The organism is Nocardiopsis alkaliphila YIM 80379, assembly GCF_000341005.1.
GTDB lineage: Bacteria > Actinomycetota > Actinomycetes > Streptosporangiales > Streptosporangiaceae > Nocardiopsis > Nocardiopsis alkaliphila.
The window spans coordinates 1-21,789 of record NZ_ANBD01000166.1 but is presented as its reverse complement, the minus strand read 5'-3'; the positions used below and the strand labels follow the sequence as shown (position 1 = coordinate 21,789).

Annotated in this window: 18 protein-coding genes; 4 read left to right on the top strand and 14 right to left on the bottom strand. The window is 67.6% G+C overall.

The window, feature by feature from the left end; genetic code table 11:
• Positions 1-132: 132 nt before the first annotated feature.
• From D472_RS0122520 to D472_RS0122510, 3 genes are all read right to left on the bottom strand, one after another.
• Complete coding sequence (locus D472_RS0122520) at positions 133-1,416, bottom strand: glutamate-5-semialdehyde dehydrogenase (RefSeq protein WP_017606705.1); 1,284 nt, start codon at positions 1,414-1,416, stop codon at positions 133-135.
• Positions 1,417-1,632: 216 nt separating this feature from the next.
• Complete coding sequence (locus tag D472_RS0122515; RefSeq protein ID WP_017606704.1) at positions 1,633-2,079, bottom strand: type II toxin-antitoxin system PemK/MazF family toxin; 447 nt, start codon at positions 2,077-2,079, stop codon at positions 1,633-1,635.
• 49 nt (positions 2,080-2,128) lie between these two features.
• Positions 2,129-2,692, bottom strand: a complete 564-nt coding sequence (locus D472_RS0122510; protein ID WP_017606703.1) for a TetR/AcrR family transcriptional regulator — start codon at positions 2,690-2,692, stop codon at positions 2,129-2,131.
• 70 nt (positions 2,693-2,762) lie between these two features.
• Here D472_RS0122510 and D472_RS0122505 point away from each other — a divergent pair, with 70 nt between their 5' ends.
• From D472_RS0122505 to D472_RS0122490, 4 genes are read left to right on the top strand one after another with little or no spacing between them, the layout of a single operon-like run.
• Positions 2,763-4,019: an acyl-CoA dehydrogenase family protein gene (locus D472_RS0122505; RefSeq protein WP_017606702.1), complete on the top strand. Its 1,257-nt coding sequence runs from the start codon at positions 2,763-2,765 to the stop codon at positions 4,017-4,019.
• Positions 4,016-4,858, top strand: coding sequence for an SDR family NAD(P)-dependent oxidoreductase (locus D472_RS0122500; RefSeq protein WP_017606701.1), 843 nt, complete (start codon positions 4,016-4,018; stop codon positions 4,856-4,858). Before D472_RS0122505 ends, D472_RS0122500 begins: the two co-directional genes overlap by 4 nt.
• Positions 4,855-5,604: an SDR family oxidoreductase gene (locus D472_RS0122495; RefSeq protein ID WP_017606700.1), complete on the top strand. Its 750-nt coding sequence runs from the start codon at positions 4,855-4,857 to the stop codon at positions 5,602-5,604. The genes D472_RS0122500 and D472_RS0122495 overlap by 4 nt, the downstream gene beginning before the upstream one ends.
• Positions 5,601-6,701: a phosphotransferase family protein gene (locus tag D472_RS0122490; RefSeq protein WP_017606699.1), complete on the top strand. Its 1,101-nt coding sequence runs from the start codon at positions 5,601-5,603 to the stop codon at positions 6,699-6,701. The genes D472_RS0122495 and D472_RS0122490 overlap by 4 nt, the downstream gene beginning before the upstream one ends.
• Before the next feature lie 51 nt (positions 6,702-6,752).
• On the opposite strand, the gene D472_RS0122485 is transcribed toward D472_RS0122490, so the two are convergent.
• The 11 genes from D472_RS0122485 to D472_RS0122435 form a co-directional block, all read right to left on the bottom strand.
• A complete protein-coding gene (locus tag D472_RS0122485; RefSeq protein WP_017606698.1) occupies positions 6,753-7,640 on the bottom strand; it encodes an alpha/beta hydrolase fold domain-containing protein in 888 nt (295 codons plus the stop codon).
• A 111-nt stretch (positions 7,641-7,751) separates the two neighbouring features.
• Positions 7,752-8,915 carry a glutamate 5-kinase gene (proB, locus tag D472_RS0122480; RefSeq protein ID WP_017606697.1) on the bottom strand — a complete coding sequence of 388 codons (1,164 nt, stop codon included), beginning with the start codon at positions 8,913-8,915 and terminating at the stop codon, positions 7,752-7,754.
• A 100-nt stretch (positions 8,916-9,015) separates the two neighbouring features.
• On the bottom strand, positions 9,016-10,380 hold the full coding sequence (gene obgE / locus D472_RS0122475; RefSeq protein WP_017606696.1) for a GTPase ObgE: 1,365 nt from the start codon (positions 10,378-10,380) through the stop codon (positions 9,016-9,018).
• 153 nt (positions 10,381-10,533) lie between these two features.
• Positions 10,534-10,791, bottom strand: a complete 258-nt coding sequence (gene rpmA / locus D472_RS0122470; RefSeq protein WP_017606695.1) for a 50S ribosomal protein L27 — start codon at positions 10,789-10,791, stop codon at positions 10,534-10,536.
• Positions 10,792-10,804: 13 nt separating this feature from the next.
• Positions 10,805-11,116, bottom strand: a complete 312-nt coding sequence (gene rplU, locus D472_RS0122465; protein WP_017606694.1) for a 50S ribosomal protein L21 — start codon at positions 11,114-11,116, stop codon at positions 10,805-10,807.
• Positions 11,117-11,387: 271 nt separating this feature from the next.
• Complete coding sequence (locus tag D472_RS0122460; protein WP_017606693.1) at positions 11,388-14,510, bottom strand: Rne/Rng family ribonuclease; 3,123 nt, start codon at positions 14,508-14,510, stop codon at positions 11,388-11,390.
• Between the two features lie 157 nt (positions 14,511-14,667).
• Positions 14,668-15,636 carry a TIGR03936 family radical SAM-associated protein gene (locus D472_RS0122455; protein WP_017606692.1) on the bottom strand — a complete coding sequence of 323 codons (969 nt, stop codon included), beginning with the start codon at positions 15,634-15,636 and terminating at the stop codon, positions 14,668-14,670.
• 427 nt (positions 15,637-16,063) lie between these two features.
• Positions 16,064-18,001 (bottom strand): TIGR03960 family B12-binding radical SAM protein, encoded by a 1,938-nt coding sequence (locus tag D472_RS0122450; protein ID WP_017606691.1) that lies wholly within the window; start codon positions 17,999-18,001, stop codon positions 16,064-16,066.
• A gap of 136 nt (positions 18,002-18,137) precedes the next feature.
• Positions 18,138-19,307, bottom strand: coding sequence for a rod shape-determining protein RodA (gene rodA, locus D472_RS0122445; RefSeq protein ID WP_017606690.1), 1,170 nt, complete (start codon positions 19,305-19,307; stop codon positions 18,138-18,140).
• On the bottom strand, positions 19,307-21,415 hold the full coding sequence (gene mrdA / locus D472_RS0122440; RefSeq protein WP_026117974.1) for a penicillin-binding protein 2: 2,109 nt from the start codon (positions 21,413-21,415) through the stop codon (positions 19,307-19,309). Before mrdA ends, rodA begins: the two co-directional genes overlap by 1 nt.
• A 4-nt stretch (positions 21,416-21,419) precedes the next feature.
• Positions 21,420-21,789, bottom strand: a 370-nt coding sequence (locus tag D472_RS0122435) for a hypothetical protein (protein WP_017606688.1), incomplete at its 5' end; no start/stop codon positions are given.

Below are 21,789 nucleotides of genomic sequence, written 5' to 3'. Positions count from 1 at the left end.
GCCGGGTCTTCCCGCCGCAAAAGCGATCGAACCCGCAAGCATCCTCTTTTACTGAGGCGCCAAAGGGCCGTCCGGCGTACCGAACGGCCCTTCGCAAACCTCACACACCCCAGGGGTTCACCTCGGGAACGATTACTTCAGGTGACCCTCACCCGTTACCACATACTTTGTCGATGTCATTTCGGTGAGCCCCATAGGGCCTCTGGCGTGCAGTTTCTGGGTAGAAATACCGATTTCTGCGCCGAACCCGAACTCACCACCGTCCGTGAAACGGGTGGAGGCGTTCACCATCACAGCGGCCGAGTCCACCCGCGCGACGAAGTACCGCGAGGTGCTCAGCGAATCGGTGACGATGGCCTCGGTGTGCTGGGTGGAGTACTTCCTGATGTGGGCCAAAGCCGCGTCTACGTCGGGGACAACTCGCACGGCCAAGTCCATGGACAGGTACTCGCTGGCCCAGTCCTGCTCGGTGGCTTCGACCACCATGGCCTCCGTCGGGTGAGCGGCGGCGATCTCCAGCACCCGAGGGTCGCCGTGTACGGTCACGTCGACCTCGGCCAGGGACGCCAGCACACGTGGCAGGAAGGCCTCGGCGACCGCCTCGTGCACCAAGAGCGTCTCCGCGGAGTTGCACACCGAACAGCGCTGTGCCTTGGCGTTGGTGGCGATGGCCACCGCCTTGTCCAGATCGGCGTCGGCGTCCACGTACACGTGGCACAGTCCCTCACCGGTTTCGATGACCGGAACGGTGGAGTCACGGACCACGGCCTGGATGAGGGAGCCACCACCACGTGGGATGAGCACGTCGACCAGACCACGCGCACGCATCAGCGCGGTGGAGGACTCGCGAGTGCGCCCCGGGACCATCTGGATGGCGTCGACCGGAACCTCAGTGCCCTCCAGAGCCTCGCGCAACACCTTCACGATGGCCGTGTTGGAGTCGAAGGCGGAGGAGGATCCCCGCAGTAGGGCGGCGTTACCGCTCTTGAGGCACAGGGCGGCGGCATCCACCGTGACGTTGGGTCGGCCTTCGTAGATGATGCCGATGACACCGAGTGGGACCCGGATCTGACGCAGGTCCAGCCCGTTGGGGAGCACCCCTCCCCGCACCGACTCGCCCACCGGGTCCGGCAGGTCGATGATCTCGCGCACCGCCTCGGCGATGGCCTCGATCCGCTGTGGGGTGAGGCTGAGCCGGTCGATCATGGCCGGGCTCGTTCCCTCGGCCCGGGCTCGCTCGACGTCCTCGGCGTTGGCCGCGGTGATCTCGTCGGTCCGCTTTACCAGGGCGTCGGCGATCGCGCTCAGCGCGGCGTCCTTCACCGACCTGCTGAGCGTGGCCAGGACGAAGGCCGCGTCCTTGGCGCGCCCGGCCACGGCGTGGACCTCGCGCTCGATGTCACTGTTGACTGTCATCTGGGCTTCCTTGCTCGGGAGGCCACCCCGGCCGGCGGCGCCTGCGACGTCGAAGACGCCTCTACCGGGGGGATCACTTCCCAGCGTATAACCACCGGCCCCATCACGCCCGAGATCGCCCACGGTCCCGGACGTGCCCTGGCACGGTGCCGTGGCGGGGCAGGGGGAGGGTCTTCGAGCGTCGCAGGCGCCCACGAAGAGGATCGAAAGGAGCGGTCAACTCCAGCCGTAGCGGTCACGCAGCACGGCGGCGACCTTCCAGAAGATCCGCTCGTCCATCACCGCGGCCTCACGGCGGATGTCCTCCTCGTCGAACTCGAAGAGGCGAGAAACCAGTAGATAGGAGTCGCGGCCCTCCCTGTCCCAGGGGCCGGAGCCGATGGGCAGCCAGTCCTGACCTTCATGGGGGTCGGGGCTTTGGGAGGAGAGCATGAGGCCGTGCAGACGCCGGCCCTTACGCCCGACCACGAGCAGTGGACGGTCCTTGCCCTGGGCGGCGTCCTCCTCGTAGGGCACCCAGGTCCACACGATCTCGCCGGCGTCCGCGAGGCCGTCCTTCTCCGGGGCGTAGACGAGCTTGGTGGCGTTGCGCCCGGTGGGGACCTCACGGAGGGCGCCTTGATGCGGGTGGAAGTCGTCGCGCTGTGTCGTCTGTTGATTCACGCACGCATCCTAGTCCCGTGGCGGTCGGGGTCGGCCCCACCGGAACGTCTCAGGGCGTCTCGGAAGGTTCCAGACCGAGCAGGGCCCCAAGCGCGCGGACACAGTGTTCGACCTCCACGGCCAAGGCGGTGGACCGTTCCTCCTCAGCGGTCCACCCCAGCGCCCGATCCTCCACATAGGCGGTCCAGGCCCGTGTGGTGGGGGCGACGCTCTCGGGCAGGTCCAGCAGGGCACGGACGCGCTCACCCATGGATCCGCGCAGGTCCGCGACGAAGGCACCGTCCAGGGTCACCGGGCCGCCCCCGAAGACCAGGGCCAAGTAGGAGTCCCGTCGCCGTTCCACCTGCTCGTAGTAACGCTCCACGAACCGTGCCACGGCGGCCCAGGGTTCCAGGCCCTCCTCCGGTGCGGTGTTGCGCAGGACCCGGCGCCCGGCCGCGGACACCACGGCCTCGTGGAAGGCGGTCTTGTTGGGGAAGTAGTGGAACAACAGCCCTCGGGAGATTCCGGCCTCCTTGGCGACCTCGTCGATCGCCAACTCCTGGATGGGGCGCTCCACCAGCATTCGCAGGCCGATTCCCACCAACTGGCGCCTACGCTCGTCCTGGCTCATCCGCGTTCGCCGCGGGGCTTGTCCACTCACGCTATTGAGCGTTGCTCAATAAAGCCGTAGTGTCAATGCCATGGACCTCACGCCCTCCCCACGCGCCATCGACCTCATCGAGCGGGTCCGCGCGTTCATCGAGACCGAGATCGCCCCCGTCGAGGGCGACTACCAGCGCGACCTCGCGGCGCAGCGGGCCGCCGGCGATCCCTGGCGGCCCCTGCCCGTCATCGAGGAACTGCGTGCCAAGGCCCGTGCCCAGGGCCTGTGGAACCTCTTCCTTCCGGTCGAACACGCCGGCCCCTACGCCGAACGCTTCGGTACCCGAGGCGGTGAAGGCCTGAGCAACGTCGACTACGCACCGATCGCCGAACTCACCGGCCGCTCGCACATCGCCCCCGCCGTGTTCAACTGCGACGCCCCCGACACCGGCAACATGGAGGTGTTGCTGCGTTACGGCAGCGAGGAGCAGAAGGAGCGGTGGCTGGAGCCCTTGCTGGACGCGCGCATCCGTAGCGCCTTCTGTATGACCGAACCGGACGTGGCCTCCTCCGACGCCACCAACATGGAACTACGCGCCGAGGTGGTGGGCGAGGAGGTCGTCGTCAACGGCCGCAAGTGGTGGTCCACCGGCATCGGTCACCCCGACTGCGAACTGCTCATCGTCATGGGGCTGACCGACCCCGAGGCGGACCGCCACCACCGTCACAGCATGGTGATCGTTCCCCGGTCCGCCCCCGGGGTGCGGGTGGACCGGATGTTGGACACCATGGGTTTCCAGGATGAACCCGGCGGCCATGGCGAAGTCACCTTCACCGACGTACGGGTACCCCTGAGCAACGTCATCGCCGGCCCGGGGCGGGCCTTCGAGATCGCCCAGGGGCGTCTGGGCCCGGGCCGGGTCCACCACTGCATGCGCCTGATCGGCCTGGCCGAGCGGGCCCTTGAACTGGCCTGTGAACGCGGCCTGTCCCGGACCGCCTTCGGCAGGCCCATCGCCAACCTGGGTGGCAACCGCGAACGTATCGCCGACGCTCGTATCGCCATCGATTCCGCTCGTCTCCTCGTCCTGGGCACCGCTTGGAAGCTCGACCAGGGCGGTCCGCTCAACGCGCTCAGCGAGGTCAGCCAGATCAAGGTGGCCGTGCCGAACATGGCTCAGCAGGTGGTGGACTTCGCCATCCAGATGCACGGCGGCGCCGGGATGTCGGGGGACTTCCCACTCGCCGGTGCGTGGACCAACGCACGGGCACTACGCCTGGCCGATGGCCCGGACGAGGTGCACCGCGGGGTCGTGGCCCGTCTCGAACTCATGAAGCACGGAGCCCGCAGATGAGCGATACGACCATCAGCGGCCATCGACGCCGGATCCTGGTCACCGGTGGCGCCTCCGGACTGGGCGCCGCCCTGGTCAGGGCCTTCACCGCCCGCGGGGAGCGGGTGATCGCCACCGACCTGGCCGAAACCGCACCCCAGGGGCTGCCCGCCGGCGCCGAGTACCTACGCCTGGACGTGACCTCCGACCAGGACTGGGCCCGGGCCCTGACACACGTCGAGCGACACTGGGGCGGCCTGGACGTGCTCGTCAACAACGCCGGGGTGGCCGCCGGTGGACGGATCGACGTCCTCACCGTCCAGGACTGGCGGTGGATCACCGAGATCAACCTCTTCGGCGTGGTCCGAGGTTGTCGCACCTTCACCCCACTGTTCAAGCGACAGGGTCGCGGACACATCGTCAACATCGCGTCCATGGCCGGCCTCGTCCATCCACCGGTGATGGGCTCCTACAACGCGGTCAAGGCCGCGGTGGTGGCGCTCAGCGAAACCCTCCACCACGAACTCGGCCCCTACGGCGTCACCACCTCGGTGGTGTGCCCCTCCTTCTTCCGCACCAACCTCGCTTCCTCACTCAGCGGCAGCGACCCCATGGTGGAAGCCTCGGCGACCAAGCTGATCAACGGATCGAAGCTGACCGCGGACGACATCGCCGCCCAGGTCCTCAAAGGTGTCGACCGAGGGCGACCCCTCATCCTCACGGACCGGCCCGGGCGCCTCGCGCTGCGCGCCAAGCGGGTCCTACGCCCCCTGTACGACCGCACGATGCGCCGGGTGGCCGAAGGTGTCCGCCGCCGCGTCGAGCAAGACCAGAAGAACACCACGGAGAACCACGCATGAGCAAGGGAACGATCATCATCACCGGGGCCTCGGCGGGCCTGGGCGCGGAGATGGCGCGCCAGTTCGCCGTCCTCGGCTACGACCTGGGGTTGTGCGCGCGACGCACGGACAGGATGGAGTCACTGCGGTCCGAGATCACCGCCGCGCACCCCGACCGGCGAGTGGTGCTCAAGGCCTTGGACGTCACCGACGACGAGGCCGTCTTCCGAGTCTTCAAGGAGATCGCCGCCGAGTTCGGCACGGTGGACCGGGTGATCGTCAACGCCGGTCTGGGCAAGGGGGCCGCGCTCGGCAAGGGCCGCTACGACGCCAACCGACAAACCGCCATGACCAACTTCGTGGGGGCGCTCGCCCAATCGGAGGCGGCCATGGAGATCTTCCGTGCGCAGGGCCGTGGTCACCTGGTGATGATCTCCTCGATGTCGGCGCTGCGCGGCATGCGCAAGGCCATGACGGTCTACGCCGCCACCAAGGCGGGGGTGGCCGCCATCGCCGAGGGACTGCGCTCGGAGCGTGTCCCCGGCTTGGAGGTGTCCGTGATCTACCCGGGTTACATCCGCTCGGAGATGAACGAACACGTCGCGCAAAGGACCCGCTTCATGGTGGACACCGAGGCGGGGGTGCGCTCCATGGTGGCCGCCATCGAAAAGCGCAAGGTCAAGGCCTACGTCCCGGCGTGGCCGTGGGCACCGATCGGTTTCGCGATGAAACGCCTGCCGCTGTCCCTGGTCAGGAAGCTGTCATGAGCGATTCCCACGGCACTCGACCCACCGAAGACGTCTCGGGAGCGCGCCAGGTCCGGGAGGAGGACTCCTTCGACGTCACCCTCGTGGCCACGTGGTTGCGAGAGCACGCCGAGAACCCCCCGGAGGGCGTACCCCAGGTGCGCCAGTTCTCCGGTGGTGCCTCCAACCTCACCTACCTGCTGCGCTACCCCGACCGTGACCTGATCCTGCGCCGCCCGCCGGCCGGTAGCAAGGCCAAGAGCGCCCACGACATGGGACGCGAGTATCGGATCCAATCGCTGTTGGCCCCGGTCTTCCCCTACGTCCCGGCGATGGTGGCGTTCTGCGAGGACGAGTCGGTGATCGGCTCCGAGTTCTACGTCATGGAGCGATTGGCCGGACCGATCCCCCGCAAGGAACTACCGCACGAGGTCGACCCGTCCCCCGAACAGGTGCGTCTGCTGTGCCTGAACGTCCTGGACCTGCTCGTGGACCTGCACTCGGTGGACACCGAGGCGGCCGGGCTGAGCGAGTTCGGGCGCGGTGGAGGGTACGTGGCACGCCAGGTGGCGGGCTGGTCCAAGCGCTACCGGGCCGCCCGAACCTGGAACGTGGGCTCGTTCGAAAAAGTGATGTCCTGGCTGGAGGCCAACCGCCCCCCGGACCGCCGCACCTGCCTCGTCCACAACGACTTCCGCTTCGACAACATCGTTTTGGACACCGACGACCCCACCCGACCGATCGGGCTCTTGGACTGGGAGATGGCCACCCTGGGCGATCCCCTGATGGATCTGGGCGGGGCGTTGGCGTATTGGGTGGAGGCGGGTGACGACCCGCTGTTCCGGCTCTTTCGTCGTCAACCCACCCACCTGGAGGGCATGCTCACCCGCGCCGAGGTCAGGGACCACTACCTGAAACGGAGCGGGATCGACCTCTCCGAACGCGAGTGGGCGTTTTACGAGGTGTTCGGTCTGTTCCGGCTCGCGGTGATCTGTCAGCAGATCTACTACCGCTACCATCACGGGCAGACCACCAACCCGGCCTTCCGGTTCTTCTGGGTGGCCTGCCGGCTCTTGGAGCGGCGCTGCAAGCGGATCATCCGCGGAGCGGGCCGCTGAACCCACCATCGACCCACACCGCCGTTCCGGGCACGCGTGCCCGGAGCGGCCTCACAGTTCCTCGACCGTCCGCATGATCCGCGCCCGTGCCGGGCTCCCCTCGGGGACCGGGAGCAATGGGTGGATGTGAAGGGCGCCCTCCTCCTCGAAGAGGTTCACCTCTCCCCCGGCCCGGGTCACCATCTCATGCAGCCTGCGAGTGTCGGGCAGGAGCAGGTCGCGGGTGCCGATGTACAGGTCCATGGGCGACAATCCCGCCATCGGCCCGTAGAGAGGGCTCAGGCGGGGTTCGGTCAGGTCGTCACCGCCCGCCCACTCCTTGGCGGCCTCCCTGATCCCGACCGGGTTGAGCCAGGGGTCCTTCTCCTGCACCTCGAAGATGTCGGGGTTGGACATCGTCAGGTCGGTCCACGGGGAGATCAGCACCAGGCGCGCGGGCTGGGGCAGGTCGACCTCCCGCAGGGTCTGGGCCAGGGCGAGAGCGAGCCCGCCACCAGCGGAGTCTCCGGCCAACAACGTACGCGCGGGAGCGACGTCCGCCATCAGTCCCCGATACACCTGTTGGAGGAAGCCGAACGCCTCCCGGTAGGTGTGTTCGGGGGCCAGTCCGTAGATCGGCACCTCCACCCGGCAACCCGCGTCGGCCATACGAGAGATCAAAATCCCGTGCCAGGCGGAGATCTCGCTGACGTAGGTGCCTCCGTGCAGGTACAGCACGGCCTTCTCCGGTTCCCTGGCACCGCGGGGACGCACGGTGAAGGTGGAGAAGCCACCGACCTTCCGCTCGGTGATCCAGTGCCGTCGAGTGAGCCAGGGCGGTGGGGCCGGCTCGCCCTTGGGTTCACGTATCCATTCCCAGGCGTTCTCCACCGACCCCATGGGCCGTTTGCGCACCACCCGCAGCGCCAACGACAGCAGGTGTGTCACCAGACTCGACATGGGAACCACCTCTCCTGGGGAAGTCCTGTCGGGGAGCCTTTCACGCGCTCACGACGAGGGCCCGCAGGAACCGACACGGCATGGCCTGATAGCCCTTCGGGCCGACGGCCCTCAAAGCACCACCAGGTCGTCGCGGTGCACCAGCTCCCGCTCGTAGGAGGGGCCCAGCTCGCGCGCCAACCATCGGGTGGAGCGACCCATGAGGTCGGGAACCTCGGCGGCGTCGTAGTTGACCAGCCCTCGGGCGACCACGGCACCCTCCTCGTCTCGCAAGTCCACCGGGTCTCCCGCCGTGAACTCTCCATGCACCTTGACCACACCGGCGGGCAGTAGTGAGGCCTTTTCCCGTACCACCGCCCTGACCGCGCCCGGGTCCAGGACGAGACTGCCACGGCCCGCGGTGGCGTGTGCCAGCCACAACTGGCGTGCGGAGGGACGGCGTCCGTCGGCGGGGGCGAAGAACGTGCCCACCCGTTCCCCGGCCAGGGCCGCGCGGGCGTTCGCCGCCGAAGTCAGCACGGTGGGCACCCCGGCTTCGGTGGCGATACGCGCCGAGTCCACCTTGGTGACCATACCGCCGGTGCCGACGCCGCGTTTGCCGGCGCTACCGATGTCGATGCCGTCGAGGTCGTCCGGTCCACGGACCAGGTTCACCACCGAGGTGCCCTCCGCGGCCGGGTCGCCGTCGTAGAGGGCGTCCACGTCCGAGAGCAGCACGAGGGCGTCGGCACGCATCAAGTGCGCCACCAACGCGGCCAGACGGTCATTGTCACCGAATCGGAGTTCGTGGGTGGCCACGGTGTCGTTCTCGTTGATGATCGGCAAGGCACCGATGTCGAGCAGTCGACGCAGGGTGCGTTGGGCGTTGCGGTACTGCACACGTCGCATCATGTCCTCGACGGTGAGCAGGACCTGGGCGGCGGTCAGGCCATGACCGGCCAGTTCGGCGGCGTAGGAGGCCACCAACAGACCCTGGCCGACGCTGGCCGCGGCCTGTTGGGAGGCAAGGTCATGAGGACGACGGGCCATTCCCAGCGGGCCCATGCCGGCGGCGACCGAACCGGAGGAGACCAGGATCACCTCCTGGCCAAGGGCTCGACGCGCGGCCAACACCCGCACCAGGTCTCGGATGCGTCCGTCGTCGATGAGTCCTTCGGAAGTGGTCAGTGAGGAGGACCCCACCTTGACCACGACCCTGCGGGCCCCGGACACGGCGTGACGCCCTGCCGCCTCCAAGGGATCGATGTGCTGTTGTCGGGTGTCTGCGCTGTGCACCGCGAGGGGCTTTCCATCCGTGGCACGGCGCCCGAGCGGGCACCGTGCGCTGACCTGTGGTGGGTTCGGCTGGTGTGGAACGGTACGCTCCCCGCGCGGATCAGCCCAGCCGGGCGTCGGTTCCGCGCGGGCCGGACGGGACGGCCTCGGCATCGACGGAGGTGTCCCAGTCGAAGACCACCGAGTCCTCCTCGGTACCGATGCGGACCTCGGCACCCTCGGTGGCACCGGCCTTGGCCAGCGCCTCCTCGATACCGAGGCGGTTGAGGCGTTCGGCGAGATAGCCCACGGCCTCGTCGTTGGAGAAGTCGGTCTGACGCACCCAACGGGCGGGCTTGTCACCTCGAACTCGGAAGACGTTGTCGCCCAACGGCACCACCTCGAAGGGGGTGTCGCCGATGAGCTTGGGACGCAGCACGATACGGGTGGGTTCGGTGACCGGAGCGCTCTTCCTCGCGGCGGCGACCTGTTCGCCCAGAACGTAGGAGAGTTCGCGCAGCCCCTCACGCGAGGCGGCGGATACCTCCATGACCTTGTAGCCGCGTTCCTCCAGCATCGGACGGACCAGCTCGGCCAGCTCGCGAGCCTCGGGCACGTCCACCTTGTTCAGGGCGACCACGCGCGGTCGGTCGGACAGGTCCACTCCGGCCTGCTCTCCGTATGCGGCGAGTTCGGCTTCCAGTGCCTCCAGGTCGCTGAGCGGGTCGCGACCGGATTCGTAGGTGGCGCAATCCAGCACGTGCAGCAGGGTGGAACAACGCTCGATGTGGCGTAGGAACTCCAGGCCCAGGCCCTTGCCGTCACTGGCGCCGGGGATCAGGCCGGGCACGTCGGCGATCACGTACTGGATGGCGCCGGCCTCCACCACACCCAGGTTCGGGATGAGGGTGGTGAAGGGATAGTCGGCGATCTTGGGGCGGGCCGCGGACATCGACGCGATCAGGGAGGACTTGCCCGCGCTGGGGAAGCCCACCAGACCCACATCGGCGATGGTCTTCATCTCCAGACGCACGTCGAGGCCCTCGCCCTCCTCACCCTTGAGGGCGAAGCCGGGAGCCTTGCGCTTCTTGGAGGCCAACGCCGCGTTGCCCAGACCGCCGTTGCCGCCTTGGGCCAGTACCAGGCGGGTGCCGTGACCGACCAGGTCGGCGATGACCTCTCCGTCGAGCCTGGTGACCACCGTGCCGTCCGGCACGGATAGGACCAGGTCCTCGCCGTTGGCCCCGGCGCGGTGACCGCCCTGACCCGGAGTACCGTTCTGGGCGCTACGGTGTGGGCGACGCCGGTAGTCCAGCAACGTCGCGCTCTGGGTGTCGACCTCCAGGACGATGTCACCACCCCGGCCTCCGTTGCCGCCGTCCGGGCCACCCAAGGGCTTGAACTTCTCACGGTGCACGGAGGCGCAACCATGCCCGCCGTTCCCGGCCTTGACGTGCAAGACCGCCTCATCGACGAAGTCAGGCATTGCTCTCCCCGTTATCCATGGGACCTCCGCCACCCGGCGGAGGTCGGTGTGCCGCGTGTGTCACCCGACATGATGGGTGGTTCTCTCATGACAACGCGAAGGGCGGGCCAGTGTTCCCTGGCCCGCCCCGAAAACCCGTCGTCGCGGCGTAGCCTAGCCGGCGGCCGGGACGATGTTGACGGCCTTGCGGCCGCGGAAGTTACCGAACTTGACCTCACCGTCGACCAACGCGAACAGCGTGTCGTCGCCACCGCGACCGACGTTGGCGCCGGGGTGGAACTTGGTGCCGCGCTGACGGATGAGGATCTCACCGGCGGAGACGGACTGGCCACCGAAGCGCTTCACGCCGAGGCGCTTGGCATTCGAATCGCGACCGTTCTTGGTGGACGAAGCGCCCTTCTTGCTTGCCATTTCTCCAGGCCTCCTACTTCGCCGCGATGCCGGTGACGCGAACCTGGGTGTGCTTCTGGCGGTGCCCCAGGCGCTTCTTGTAACCGGTCTTGTTCTTGTACTTCAGGATGTTGATCTTGGGGCCCTTGGTCTCGCCGAGGACCTCGGCGGTGACCGTGTAGCCACTCAGCTTGTCGGCCTCGCTGATGACGTCGTCACCATCGACCACAAGGATGGGCTGCCACGTGAGGGTGGCACCGGTCTCCTCGGAGACCCTGTCGATGTTCAGGACGTCATCGACAGACACCTTCTCCTGTCGGCCGCCCGCTCGCACGATCGCGTACACCGGGGAACTCTCTTCCTGCTCGCTCAACGAATAATGCGCTCACTCATGACCGTGATGCCACGATCCACGAATCGCCTGTAGCGGGGCGTGGGGATCTGAGGGAAACAAACCCACCTGGTGGAGAGCACTGCGGTCTCGGGGCGCGCGAACAATTGGGGCGCGCCGACGCACCGTCCATCAGGTTACCATCGCCCCGGAACAGGCCCGAACACTCGTCCCGGTCCGGACCTGTTCGTGAACGAGTCCGGACCGGAATCTGTCCCGTCTTGGCTCAGCCCGCGTCGACGGCGGAACCCGGTGAGGCCACCGTCGTTCTGGGCCGCCGCGTACGGCGACGCTTGGGCCGTTCGGTGGCGTTTTCGGCGTCACCGTCGTCGGGGTCCGCGGTGGTGGAGGTCTCGGAGTCGGGCCCCTCACCGTCCACCGTCGCCTGCTCACCCTCGCCACCGTCGTCCTCAGCGGCCTTGCGGGCGGTGCGCCGGCGGGTCCTCTTGACCGGCTTCTCCTCGTCCCCGGGAGTGTCTGCCGAGGGCTCGGTGGAGTCGGCCTCGTCGTCGGTGGCCGCGGGCTCCGCGGCCACCTCAGTGGCCTCAGCCGCCTTGGAGGTCTTGGAGGTGCGCTTACGAGGTTTCTTGGCGGGAGCGGCCTCCTCAGCCGCCTCACTCGGCTCCTCGTCGCGCGCCTGGTGCTCTCGGGCCGCTTCGGCGGGCTGTGGCGCCTCGTCCTGGGCCGACTCGGCGGCGTCCGGGCCCTTGTCGGCCTTCTCCGCCCGCTCGTCCTTGCCGACCTGGTCAGCCTTATCGGTCTTCTCGGTGGACTTGTCGGACACCGAGTCGGCGTCGCCCTTGCCCTTCTTTTTCTTGCGACCGTTGCCGTTGCCGTTGCCGTTGCCCTTACTCTCCACCGGCTCGGAGGAGAGCACCAGGCCACGGCCGTTGCAGTGGTCACAGCTGTGCGAGAAGGCCTCCAACAGCCCTTGGCCGACCCTCTTGCGAGTCATCTGGACCAGGCCCAGCGAGGTGACCTCGGCCACCTGATGCTTGGTGCGGTCCCTGGACAAGCACTCCAGCATCCGGCGCAGCACCAGGTCCCGGTTGGACTCCAACACCATGTCGATGAAGTCGATGACGATGATGCCGCCGATGTCACGCAGCCGAAGCTGACGGACGATCTCCTCGGCCGCCTCCAGGTTGTTCTTGGTGACCGTTTCCTCGAGGTTGCCGCCCTGACCGGTGAACTTGCCGGTGTTGACGTCGACCACGGTCATGGCCTCGGTCCGGTCGATGATCAGCGAACCACCACTGGGCAGCCACACCTTGCGCTCGAGCGCCTTGTTGATCTGCTCGTCGATCCGGTAGGCCGCGAAGACGTCACGTTCCTCGGTCCAGTGCGAGAGCCGCTCGGAGAGGTTGGGCGCCACGTAGTCGACGTACTCGTGGACGGTGGTCCAAGCCTCATCACCGGCGACGACCAGGCTGGAGAAGTCCTCGTTGAACACGTCACGAACGACCCGAACCGTCAGGTCGGGCTCACTGTTGAGCAAGGACGGAGCGCTCGCCGACTTGGACTTGCGCTTGATCGAGTCCCATTGCTTGGCCAGGCGCGTGATGTCGCGCTCCAACTCCTCCTCGCTGGCGCCTTCGGCGGCCGTACGCACGATCACACCGGCACCGGAGGGCATCACCTTCTTGAGGATCTGCTTGAGACGAGCTCGTTCCTTGTCGGGAAGTTTACGGCTGATGCCGGTCATCGAACCACCGGGCACGTACACCAGGTAGCGACCGGGCAGGCTGATCTGACTGGTCAGGCGGGCACCCTTGTGACCGACCGGATCCTTGGTGACCTGCACCAGGACGGCCTGACCGGACTTGAGCACCGACTCGATGCGCTTGGGCTGACCCTCCAGTCCGAAGGAGTCCCAATTGACCTCGCCCGCGTACAGCACGGCGTTACGGCCCTTGCCGATGTCGACGAAGGCGGCCTCCATCGACGGCAGCACGTTCTGCACCCGCCCCAGATACACGTTGCCCACGTAGGAGCGATGCGTGGCCCGGTCGACGTAGTGCTCGACGAGGATGTCGTCCTCCAGAACCGCGATCTGGGTACGGTCCCCGGTCCGCCGAACCACCAGGTCGCGCTTGACCGCCTCGCGACGAGCAAGGAACTCGGACTCGGTGACGATCGGAGCTCGACGGCGGCCCTGCTCACGCCCCTCACGACGACGCTGCTTCTTGGCCTCCAACCGAGTGGAGCCGCGTACCGCCTGGACCTCGTCCTCGATGGGTCGCGGTTGGCGGGGCTCGCGCACCTTCACCACGGTGTTGGGCGGGTCCTCGGCGACGCTCTCGCCACCCGAGCCGGAGCGGCGGCGACGACGACGGCGACGACGGCTGCTGCCACGCTCACCCTCGTCCGCGGGGTCGGAGTCCTCGCTCCGGGCCGCGGACGCCTCGTCGGCGCTCTGGTCTTCGCTCTCTTGGGCGCCCTTGTCCTTGGCCGTGTCCTCCTTGGCCGCACCATCCTTGCTCGTGCCCCCGGATTCCGCGGAGTCGAAGGTGTCGCCGTCCTCGAAACCGTTCTCCTCAAGGCCACGCGAGCGGCCTCGGCCACGACCGCCCCGACGCCTGCGACGGCGGCTGGGGCGTTCCTCGACACCGGTCTCCTCCGCGGGTCCCTGCGCCTCGTCCCCGGTGTCGTCGGTGCCCTTGGTCTCGACCTCCCCGCGGGACCGGCCAGGAGGGCTCTGCTGGGCGACCGGGGGTTGGAAGAGCATGCCGCCGGGTGGGGTGAAGACCACGCCCGCCGGCTCGTTCTCGGAGACGTTCTCCTCGGCCGTCTCGGGGGTGGGGTCCTGGGCGGTGCCCTTGGCCGCGCGGGCGCGCCCCTTGGAGCGGCCACGGCCACCCTTGCCCTGGCCGGCGCCCTCACGATCGATGCCACGACGGCTCTTGGTGCCTTGGTCGGTGGAGCGCGGCTCGCCACCGTCCCCCTGCTCGGCGCCGGGTCCTTCTACGGCCTCGGCCTCATCGGGGGAGGTGGAGTCCTCCCGCCCTTTGGCCGAGCGGGTGCGCCGACCACTCGTGGTGATCGCGGGGGCCTCATCCGGACTGCCCGCGGCACGGACCGTACGCCTGCGCGTGGAGGAACCCACCGAGGTCTTGACCATGCCGCCCTCACCGGAACCGGCCAAGCTGGTGACCGACCTGGTGGGCGGAGTGAAGACGTCCTCGGGTTCCGGAGGTGGTCCGGCGGCGCGGCGCGCGCCTTTGGCGGGCGCGGGTGTACTCACCCGGACCTCGCCGTCCCCGAAGAGGGGCGTCGCCGCCGTGTTCTCGGTTGTTTCAGTTGTACCCGCGGTGCCGTCGGCACCGTTCTTGGGCTCGTGGTCGAGCATCCGGGCGGTCTCCCGTCAAAGCTCTCGGGCGCGTCACGGCCTTTCGGTCCGCGGTGCCGCTCGCGAGAGCTGTCGTCGCTGTGTCAGCGCCGGCGGCACCAAGGTGCAGCCGGGGCAAAGTCCTGTGGTTCGCCCATGTTCCCCGCGTCAGGACCGCTCATCGGCGCGGACCCGTCATGGACGATGACGGCCGTGGTGCGCGGGCGCGTCGATCGTTCGTCTCCTCGTGCGCGGATTCGGGGCTCTCAGTGCTGGGAGCTTCGGTTCGGTCCGCGTCGAACGGGTCGGCGATCGCGCCCGTCCCTTCGTCGAGTGGCCCCTGCGCCAGCCGGGTCATCTTGGGTGATGACGGCGGCGCGAGGTCGGTCAAACGCCGAAGGCCGGTCAACACGTCGTCTGGTCGAACAGCAGGTGTCGTGTGCCGTACGACCATTCGAAGTATGGCATATGTCGCGTGTCGTTCCTCTGGGCCGCGCCCGTCGGGACCGCGACACACGTCGATATCGAGTACAGCCGGGCGAGTGTCGAAGCGGCGTCGACCCTTCTTCGTCACTCGTTCCACCTCGACGTTTTCGGCGGCCAGGTAGGCGGCCACCGCCCTGGCGACGTCGTCGGGGTCGACGCCGTCCAACTCCACCCGCCACAAGGAAGCCTGCAGGCGGTCGTTCAGACCCGGCGTGCGGGCTTGGACGACCTCGATCACGTCGATCCCGTCGGGCATGGCCGCGTCGATCGCGTCCCTGACCTGTTCGGGTCGACGTTCCTCGGCCAGTGTGAGTTCAAGATACTCCGCCTCGCTGGCGACCCCGGTGGGGGCCGCGCCGGTGTAGGAGATCTTGGGATGTGGTGAGAAGCCGGCGGAGAACGCCATGGGCACGGAGGCCCTACGCAGAGCTCTCTCCAGTGCCCGGGCGATGTCGCGGTGGCTCGCGAAGCGCATGCGTCCACGCTTGGCGTAGCGAACGCGAAGCCGCTGTCCGGGTTTGGCGGTGGAGGGTGAGGTGGTGCCCTCGTGTGCGGGGGGCAGCTCAACTCCTTTCCTCATGCCCCCTATCTCTGGGAAGCCGATGGCGACCCGAAGGGGCTGTTCCTCGTCCTGCTCAGCGTACGGTGCGTCGTGGTGCACACGCGCCAACAGGACTACACATACCGGTTCTTGCCCCGCTGACCTGGAATCGAAAAGTCTCGACCGGGTCCAACCGCACACCGAACCGGTGTTCACCACCAGAACGCGGAGGCGCGGAAAAAAAATCCAAAGAAAATCCGCAATCGATGGCAACCCATCGCCGTCCCCGCGAGTCTTACTTTACGTACGGCCCGGCGCGAGCGGGGCGCCGGGCCGTACACCTTCCCTCCTGGAGGCTCCGCCCTCAAGACACAACAGGGCACAGAGCGCTCGGAGTGCGAATCCTACTCTTGTCACCCCAGGGCACACCAGCGCCCTGGGGTTCTTCGTGTCCCGTCCGACGCCCCCTTCACTAGGCCACCGGACGAGGCACGAATCCTCTCCCCCGCTCGACCCGGGAGTGGTCCACCGCGCGGGCACGGCTTGCTCAGACGACGGTCAGGGGCAGCATGGGGCGTCCTTCGGCTTGGTCGTTGATCTGGATCTCGGTCCCCATGGTCGGGCACACCCCACAGTCGTAACAGGGGTTCCACCGGCAGTCGTCGACCTCCAAGGACTCCTCGCCGTGCAGCGAGTCCTGCCAGTCCTGCCAGAGCCAGGAGCGGTCCAGCCCGGCGTCCAGATGGTCCCAGGGCAGGACCTCGTCCTCCGAGCGTTCGCGGGTGGTGTACCAGTCCAGGTCGACGCCCGTCCCGGCCAAGGCGGTCTCGGCCGCCTTCTCCCAGCGTTCGTAGGAGAAGTGCTCGCTCCAACCATCGAAGCGCCCACCTTCCTCCCAGACCTGTTCCACGACGCGACCGACACGACGATCACCCCGGGAGAGCAGTCCTTCGATGATGGAGGGGCGCCCCTCGTGGTAGCGCAGACCGATGGACCTTCCGTACCTGCGGTCCCCGCGCAGTCGGTCCCGAAGCTTGCGCAGCCGGGAGTCGACGTCCTGGTACGAGGCCTGCCCCGCCCACTGGAACGGGGTCTGTGGCTTGGGTACGAACCCACCGATGGAGACCGTGCAGCGAATGTCCTTGCGTCCGGTCACTTCCCTACCGGTGCGGATGACCTCGGTGGCCAGGTCGGCGATGGCGAGGACGTCCTCGTCCTCCTCCGTGGGCAGGCCGCACATGAAGTACAACTTCACCTGCCGCCATCCGGCCTGATAGGCGGCGGTGACGGTGCGGATCAGGTCCTCTTCGGTGACCATCTTGTTGATCACCCGCCGCATCCGCTCACTGCCGCCCTCGGGTGCGAAGGTCAGCCCGGATCGGCGGCCGTTACGGGTGAGTTCGTTGGCCAGATCGATGTTGAAGGCGTCGACCCGGGTGGAGGGCAGCGACAGGCCGGTATTGGTGCCCTCGTAGTCGTCGGCGAGGTTCTTGGCGATGTCACCGATCTCACTGTGGTCGGCGCTGGACAGGGAGAGCAACCCGACCTCTTGGAATCCGGAGTTCTCCACCCCGTCCCGCACCATCCTCCGAACGGTCTCCTCGTTGCGCTCACGCACCGGTCGGGTGATCATGCCGGCCTGGCAGAAGCGGCAGCCCCTGGTACAGCCACGGAAGATCTCCACGCTGTAGCGCTCGTGCACGGACTCGGCGGTGGGCACGATGGGCTTCTTCGGGTAGGGCCACTGGTCCAGGTCCATCACGGTGTGCTTTTGGACCGTGCTCGGGACCCCGGGCCGGTTGGGCGTGTAGGCGGCGATCCGCCCGTCCTCGTGGTAGGTGACGTCATAGAAGCCGGGCACGTCCCCCCCGCCTGTGGCGGCCAGACGCAGTAGCAGGCCCTCGCGTCCACCCGGTTCGCCCTCATCCTTGAACTCACGGATGATCTCGGTGATGGCCAGGGCGATCTCCTCGCCGTCCCCGAGGACCACGGCGTCCAGGAAGTCCGCGATGGGTTCGGGGTTGAAGGCCGAATGACCTCCGGCCAGCACGATCGGATCCTCCTGGGTCCGGTCGACCGAGCGGCGTGGAACGCCGGCCAGGTCCAGTGCGGTGAGCATGTTGGTGTAGCCCATCTCACTGGCGAAACTCACCCCGAGCACGTCGAAGGCCCGGACCGGACGATGGGCGTCGACGGTGAAGTGCGGCACTCCGTGTTCGCGCATCAGCTTCTCCAGGTCCGACCAGACGGCGTAGGTGCGCTCGGCCAGGACCCCCTCACGCTCGTTGAGGACCTCATAGAGGATCTGCACACCCTGGTTGGGAACCCCCACCTCGTAGGCGTCCGGGTACATGAGCGCCCAACGCACCCGGGTGTCGTCCCACTCCTTGACGATGGAGTTGAGCTCACCGCCCACGTACTGGATGGGCTTGCTCACCTGATTCAGCAGGGGTTCGAGACGCGGGAAGAGATTTTCGACGGACATGGTGTGGGCCTTCGATCGGCGGACAACGTGTCTGACTGGATGCCCATGGGGCAGGAGTTGCACACGCGCGGTGGTCTTCCAGGCTACCGGCGCGATCGACCTTCGACCCGTTTTCCGCAGGCCTGGTCCCACCGCTCTACTTGAAGCCCCGGTCCCGGGAGTCGATGCTCAGGACCAGCCCCAGGGCCAGCATGTTGGCCATGATGGCGGTACCACCGTAGGACAGGAACGGCAACGGTAGGCCGGTCACCGGCAGCACCCCCAGACACATACCGATGTTGGTCAGCGACTGGAAACCGAACCAGGTGGCCACGCCCACGCACACCAGGCGCGGGTAGGGCTGATCGCAACCTTGTGCGATGCGCAGGATCCGCCAGATGACCACACCCATCAACACGATGATGAGCGAGGACCCGACAAAACCGAGTTCCTCGCCCGCCACGGTGAAGATGAAGTCGGTGTGCTGTTCGGGCACGAACCGCCCGTGGGTCTGTTCACCCTGGAACAGGCCGGTGCCGTCGAATCCCCCCGACCCTACGGCGATCAATGCTTGGGCGGAGTTGTATCCGGAACCCTGTGGATCGGCGGCCGGATCCATCAGTGTGGCGATACGGTCCATCTGGTAGGGCTCCAGGAGATCGAACCACCATACGGCCAAAGCCCCGAGCGCGCCGGTGAGGAGCATGCCCGCGACCCACAACAGGGGTGCCCCGGACAAGGTGAGCATCCCGAGGAAGACCGCGGCCAACACCAAAGCGGTGCCCAGGTCGGGTTGGGTCGCTACCAGCCCCAGCGGAATCGCCACGACCAACAGGCAGAACAGCACGTCGCGGGTCATGGGACGGGCCTCTTGGTCGCGAGGCTCACCGAGCAGGGCGGCAAGGACCAGGATGAGGCCGACCTTGGCCAGCTCACTGGGCTGGAACTGCAGACCTGCGACCACGATCCAGCCACGGGAGCCGTTGATCACCGCTCCCAGGGGCGTGAGCACCAGGACCAGCGCGAGGACGCTCGTCGCGTAGGCCAGGGGCACGTAGGCGCGAACCGTTCGATGGTCGACGGTGGCCAGGGCCAGACCCGCCACCAACGCCACTCCCACGTGGGCCAGGTGACGCACGAGTGCGTCGATCGACTCACGAGGATCGCCGCCGTCACCCGGTAGGGTCGCCGACCAGACCAGTAGGGACCCGATGGCGCACAATGTGAGAACGGATCCCACCAGGACCCAGTCGAATCTACGGGCGGCTCCGGCCGCGGCCACCGCGGCATGGCCCAGGTTTCGTGATGGGCCCGGTCGGGTGTACATCACCGCTCCAGGGAGTCGATCGTACCGTCCGTACGGACGGTGGGCAGGTCGGTACGGGGCTTACCATCGGGCAGCAATTCCTCGCCTTGCTCACCGAAGCCGTAGATGGCCTCGTAGATCTCTCGGGCGATGGGTGCGGCCGTCATACCACCGGTCCCGCCCTGGGAGACCAGGACGGCCACCGCGTACCGCGGATCGTCCGCGGGTGCGTAGGAGGCGAACCAGGAGGAGACCTGACGCTGCTCGGCGTCGGCGCTACCGGTCTTGCCCGCCACCGCCACCTCGTCCAACGGAAAGCCGGCGAAGGCACCACGACCGGTACCGGAGACGGTCACCTCGGCCAGGGCCTCCTGAAGGTAGCGGATGGTCTCGTCACTGACCGGCACCTCTTGTTTGACGCTGGGCTCGATGAGCTCCACGTCGGAACCGTCCGCGGTGGCCAGGGCCTTGGCCACCCGAGGCTCGTACAGGGTGCCCCCGTTGGCGATGGCGGCGTAGGCACTGGCCAACTGCAACGGGCTGACCAGGACGTCGCCCTGGCCGATGGAGAAGTTGATGGCCTCGTTGGCGCGCCACTCGAACCCCTCGACACAGTGCTCGTGGGCGAGCCGTTTGAGGTAGGCGGCGTGGGACGGGTTGCGCTCGGCGATGTCCGGGTAGCCCTCCTCGGCGCGAGCACAGTTGGCCTCCCGGGTCTCCTCCCAGAAGGTGCGTTTCCACTCACGGTCGGGGATGCGACCACCGGTCTCATAGGGCAGATCCACCCCGGTGGGCGAACCGAACCCGTAGCCACGGGCCATCTCGGCCATGGCTTCCTCGGGTTCCCCCTCCGGGTGCAACCCACCGTCCTTCTGCCACATCTGGTAACCGAAGTTGTAGAAGACGGTGTTACAGGAGGCGATGATGGCCTTCTTCAAACTGATGCTGCCCTGGCCGGCGCCCGCGTAGTTCTGGTAGCTCTGTCCAGCCAGACTGACCGATCCCGGGCAGGCGTAGCTGTCGTGCAGGGAGTAACCGTTCTCGACGGCGGCCGACAGCGATGACACCTTGAAGGTGGAGCCGGGCGGATAGGTGCCCTGGACGGCTCGGGAGAGCAAGGGTTCACCCGCCTCCTCGCTGAGGATCGTGTCGAAGGTCTCCTGGTCGATGCCGCCCTGCCAGATGGCGGGGTCGTAGGTGGGCAGGCTGGCCATGGCCACGACGCCGCCATTGGTGACGTCCAAGACGACGGCGGCCCCCGAGTCGGCCCGGTACCGGGGTCGTGCGGCCTCCATCCCCTTGGCCAACGCCTTCTCTGCGGCCTTTTGCACCTTAAGGTCGATGTGGGTGATGAGGTGACGCCCGGCCACGGGCATCTCCTCGGAGATCACGTCCATGACCTCGCCGTGGTTGTTGACGCCCAGGGTCCGCTGCCCCGCCTTGCCGCGCAGCTGGGCGTCGTAGACGGCTTCCAGGCCGTCTCGACCCACCTGGTCGATACCGGTGAACTGGGTGCGCAGTTCCTCCCGGGCGTCCAGTTCCTCCTGGGTGATCGGTTGGAGGTAGCCGAGCATCTGTCCGGCGTGTTCGCCCTGCGGGTAGGCTCGCACGGCCTGGGCCTGAGCGGTGACCCCAGGAAAGTCATCGGCGCTCTCCATGATCCGCAGGGCCACTCGCGGCTCGATTCCCTCCGCGAGGGTCACGGGCTGGTAGGGCGACCCGGGCCAGCAGGGACGCTCCACCTGGGGCCCGCACAGACGCATGCGCTGTTGGAGTTCCGCCAAGGGGACGTCGATGATCGCGGACAGGTCGGACAGGACCCGCTCGCCCCCGTCCTCCATGCCTCGAAGTTCGTGGTAGTCGGCGGAGACGACGAGTTCGGTGCGGTTGTTAACCAGTGGCCGACCCGCGGAGTCCAGGATGTGGCCACGGGTGGCGGGCACGATCAACTGCTGGTGGTGGTTGGCCACGGCCAGTTCCCGGTAGTGCTCGGCCATGGGCACTTGGAGGTACCAGAGTCGGGCCACCAAGGCCGCCACCAGGACCAGCACCAAGAACTGCACGAAAAGTAGACCGGACCACCCCCGGCCACGGCGTGAGACGCTCGACCCTCTGGATGATCTACGCATGGTGTCACCACCTGCCTACGGAGGCCGGCCCTTGGAAACCGGATACCTCCCCCTCGGAGAGCAGGGAGCGCACCCATAGGATCGGTGGGCACACCAGGAAGGCGGCCAGTGTCGTCAACAGGGTGCCCACCACGATGTTCCCGAGAACCGTGGCCCAGGTGACGTGCACGTCCCCCATGGCCAGTCCGACGAACACGTATCCCAGGCCCACGCCCACAGAGGTGGCGGCGACGACACCGAGACGGGCCCAGAGCGAGGCCCCGGGCCCGTCCACGCCACCCGGCCCGGTGTTGGCTCGCAACAGGGCGATCAGGTAGGCGGCCGCGCAAAGCACCAAGGAATAATGGCCCAAGGCGTGTTCGGCGGGTGGCAGG

What these genes read in the sequence shown, in the direction of transcription:
- D472_RS0122505 (WP_017606702.1), top strand. Translation starts at nt 2,763, where the DNA reads ATGGACCTCACGCCCTCCCCACGCGCCATCGACCTCATCGAGCGGGTC.
- D472_RS0122520 (WP_017606705.1), bottom strand. Translation starts at nt 1,416, where the DNA reads ATGACAGTCAACAGTGACATCGAGCGCGAGGTCCACGCCGTGGCCGGG.
- D472_RS0122500 (WP_017606701.1), top strand. Translation starts at nt 4,016, where the DNA reads ATGAGCGATACGACCATCAGCGGCCATCGACGCCGGATCCTGGTCACC.
- D472_RS0122490 (WP_017606699.1), top strand. Translation starts at nt 5,601, where the DNA reads ATGAGCGATTCCCACGGCACTCGACCCACCGAAGACGTCTCGGGAGCG.
- rpmA (WP_017606695.1), bottom strand. Translation starts at nt 10,791, where the DNA reads ATGGCAAGCAAGAAGGGCGCTTCGTCCACCAAGAACGGTCGCGATTCG.
- D472_RS0122495 (WP_017606700.1), top strand. Translation starts at nt 4,855, where the DNA reads ATGAGCAAGGGAACGATCATCATCACCGGGGCCTCGGCGGGCCTGGGC.
- mrdA (WP_026117974.1), bottom strand. Translation starts at nt 21,415, where the DNA reads ATGCGTAGATCATCCAGAGGGTCGAGCGTCTCACGCCGTGGCCGGGGG.
- D472_RS0122485 (WP_017606698.1), bottom strand. Translation starts at nt 7,640, where the DNA reads ATGTCGAGTCTGGTGACACACCTGCTGTCGTTGGCGCTGCGGGTGGTG.
- D472_RS0122450 (WP_017606691.1), bottom strand. Translation starts at nt 18,001, where the DNA reads ATGTCCGTCGAAAATCTCTTCCCGCGTCTCGAACCCCTGCTGAATCAG.
- obgE (WP_017606696.1), bottom strand. Translation starts at nt 10,380, where the DNA reads ATGCCTGACTTCGTCGATGAGGCGGTCTTGCACGTCAAGGCCGGGAAC.
- rodA (WP_017606690.1), bottom strand. Translation starts at nt 19,307, where the DNA reads ATGTACACCCGACCGGGCCCATCACGAAACCTGGGCCATGCCGCGGTG.
- D472_RS0122510 (WP_017606703.1), bottom strand. Translation starts at nt 2,692, where the DNA reads ATGAGCCAGGACGAGCGTAGGCGCCAGTTGGTGGGAATCGGCCTGCGA.
- D472_RS0122460 (WP_017606693.1), bottom strand. Translation starts at nt 14,510, where the DNA reads ATGCTCGACCACGAGCCCAAGAACGGTGCCGACGGCACCGCGGGTACA.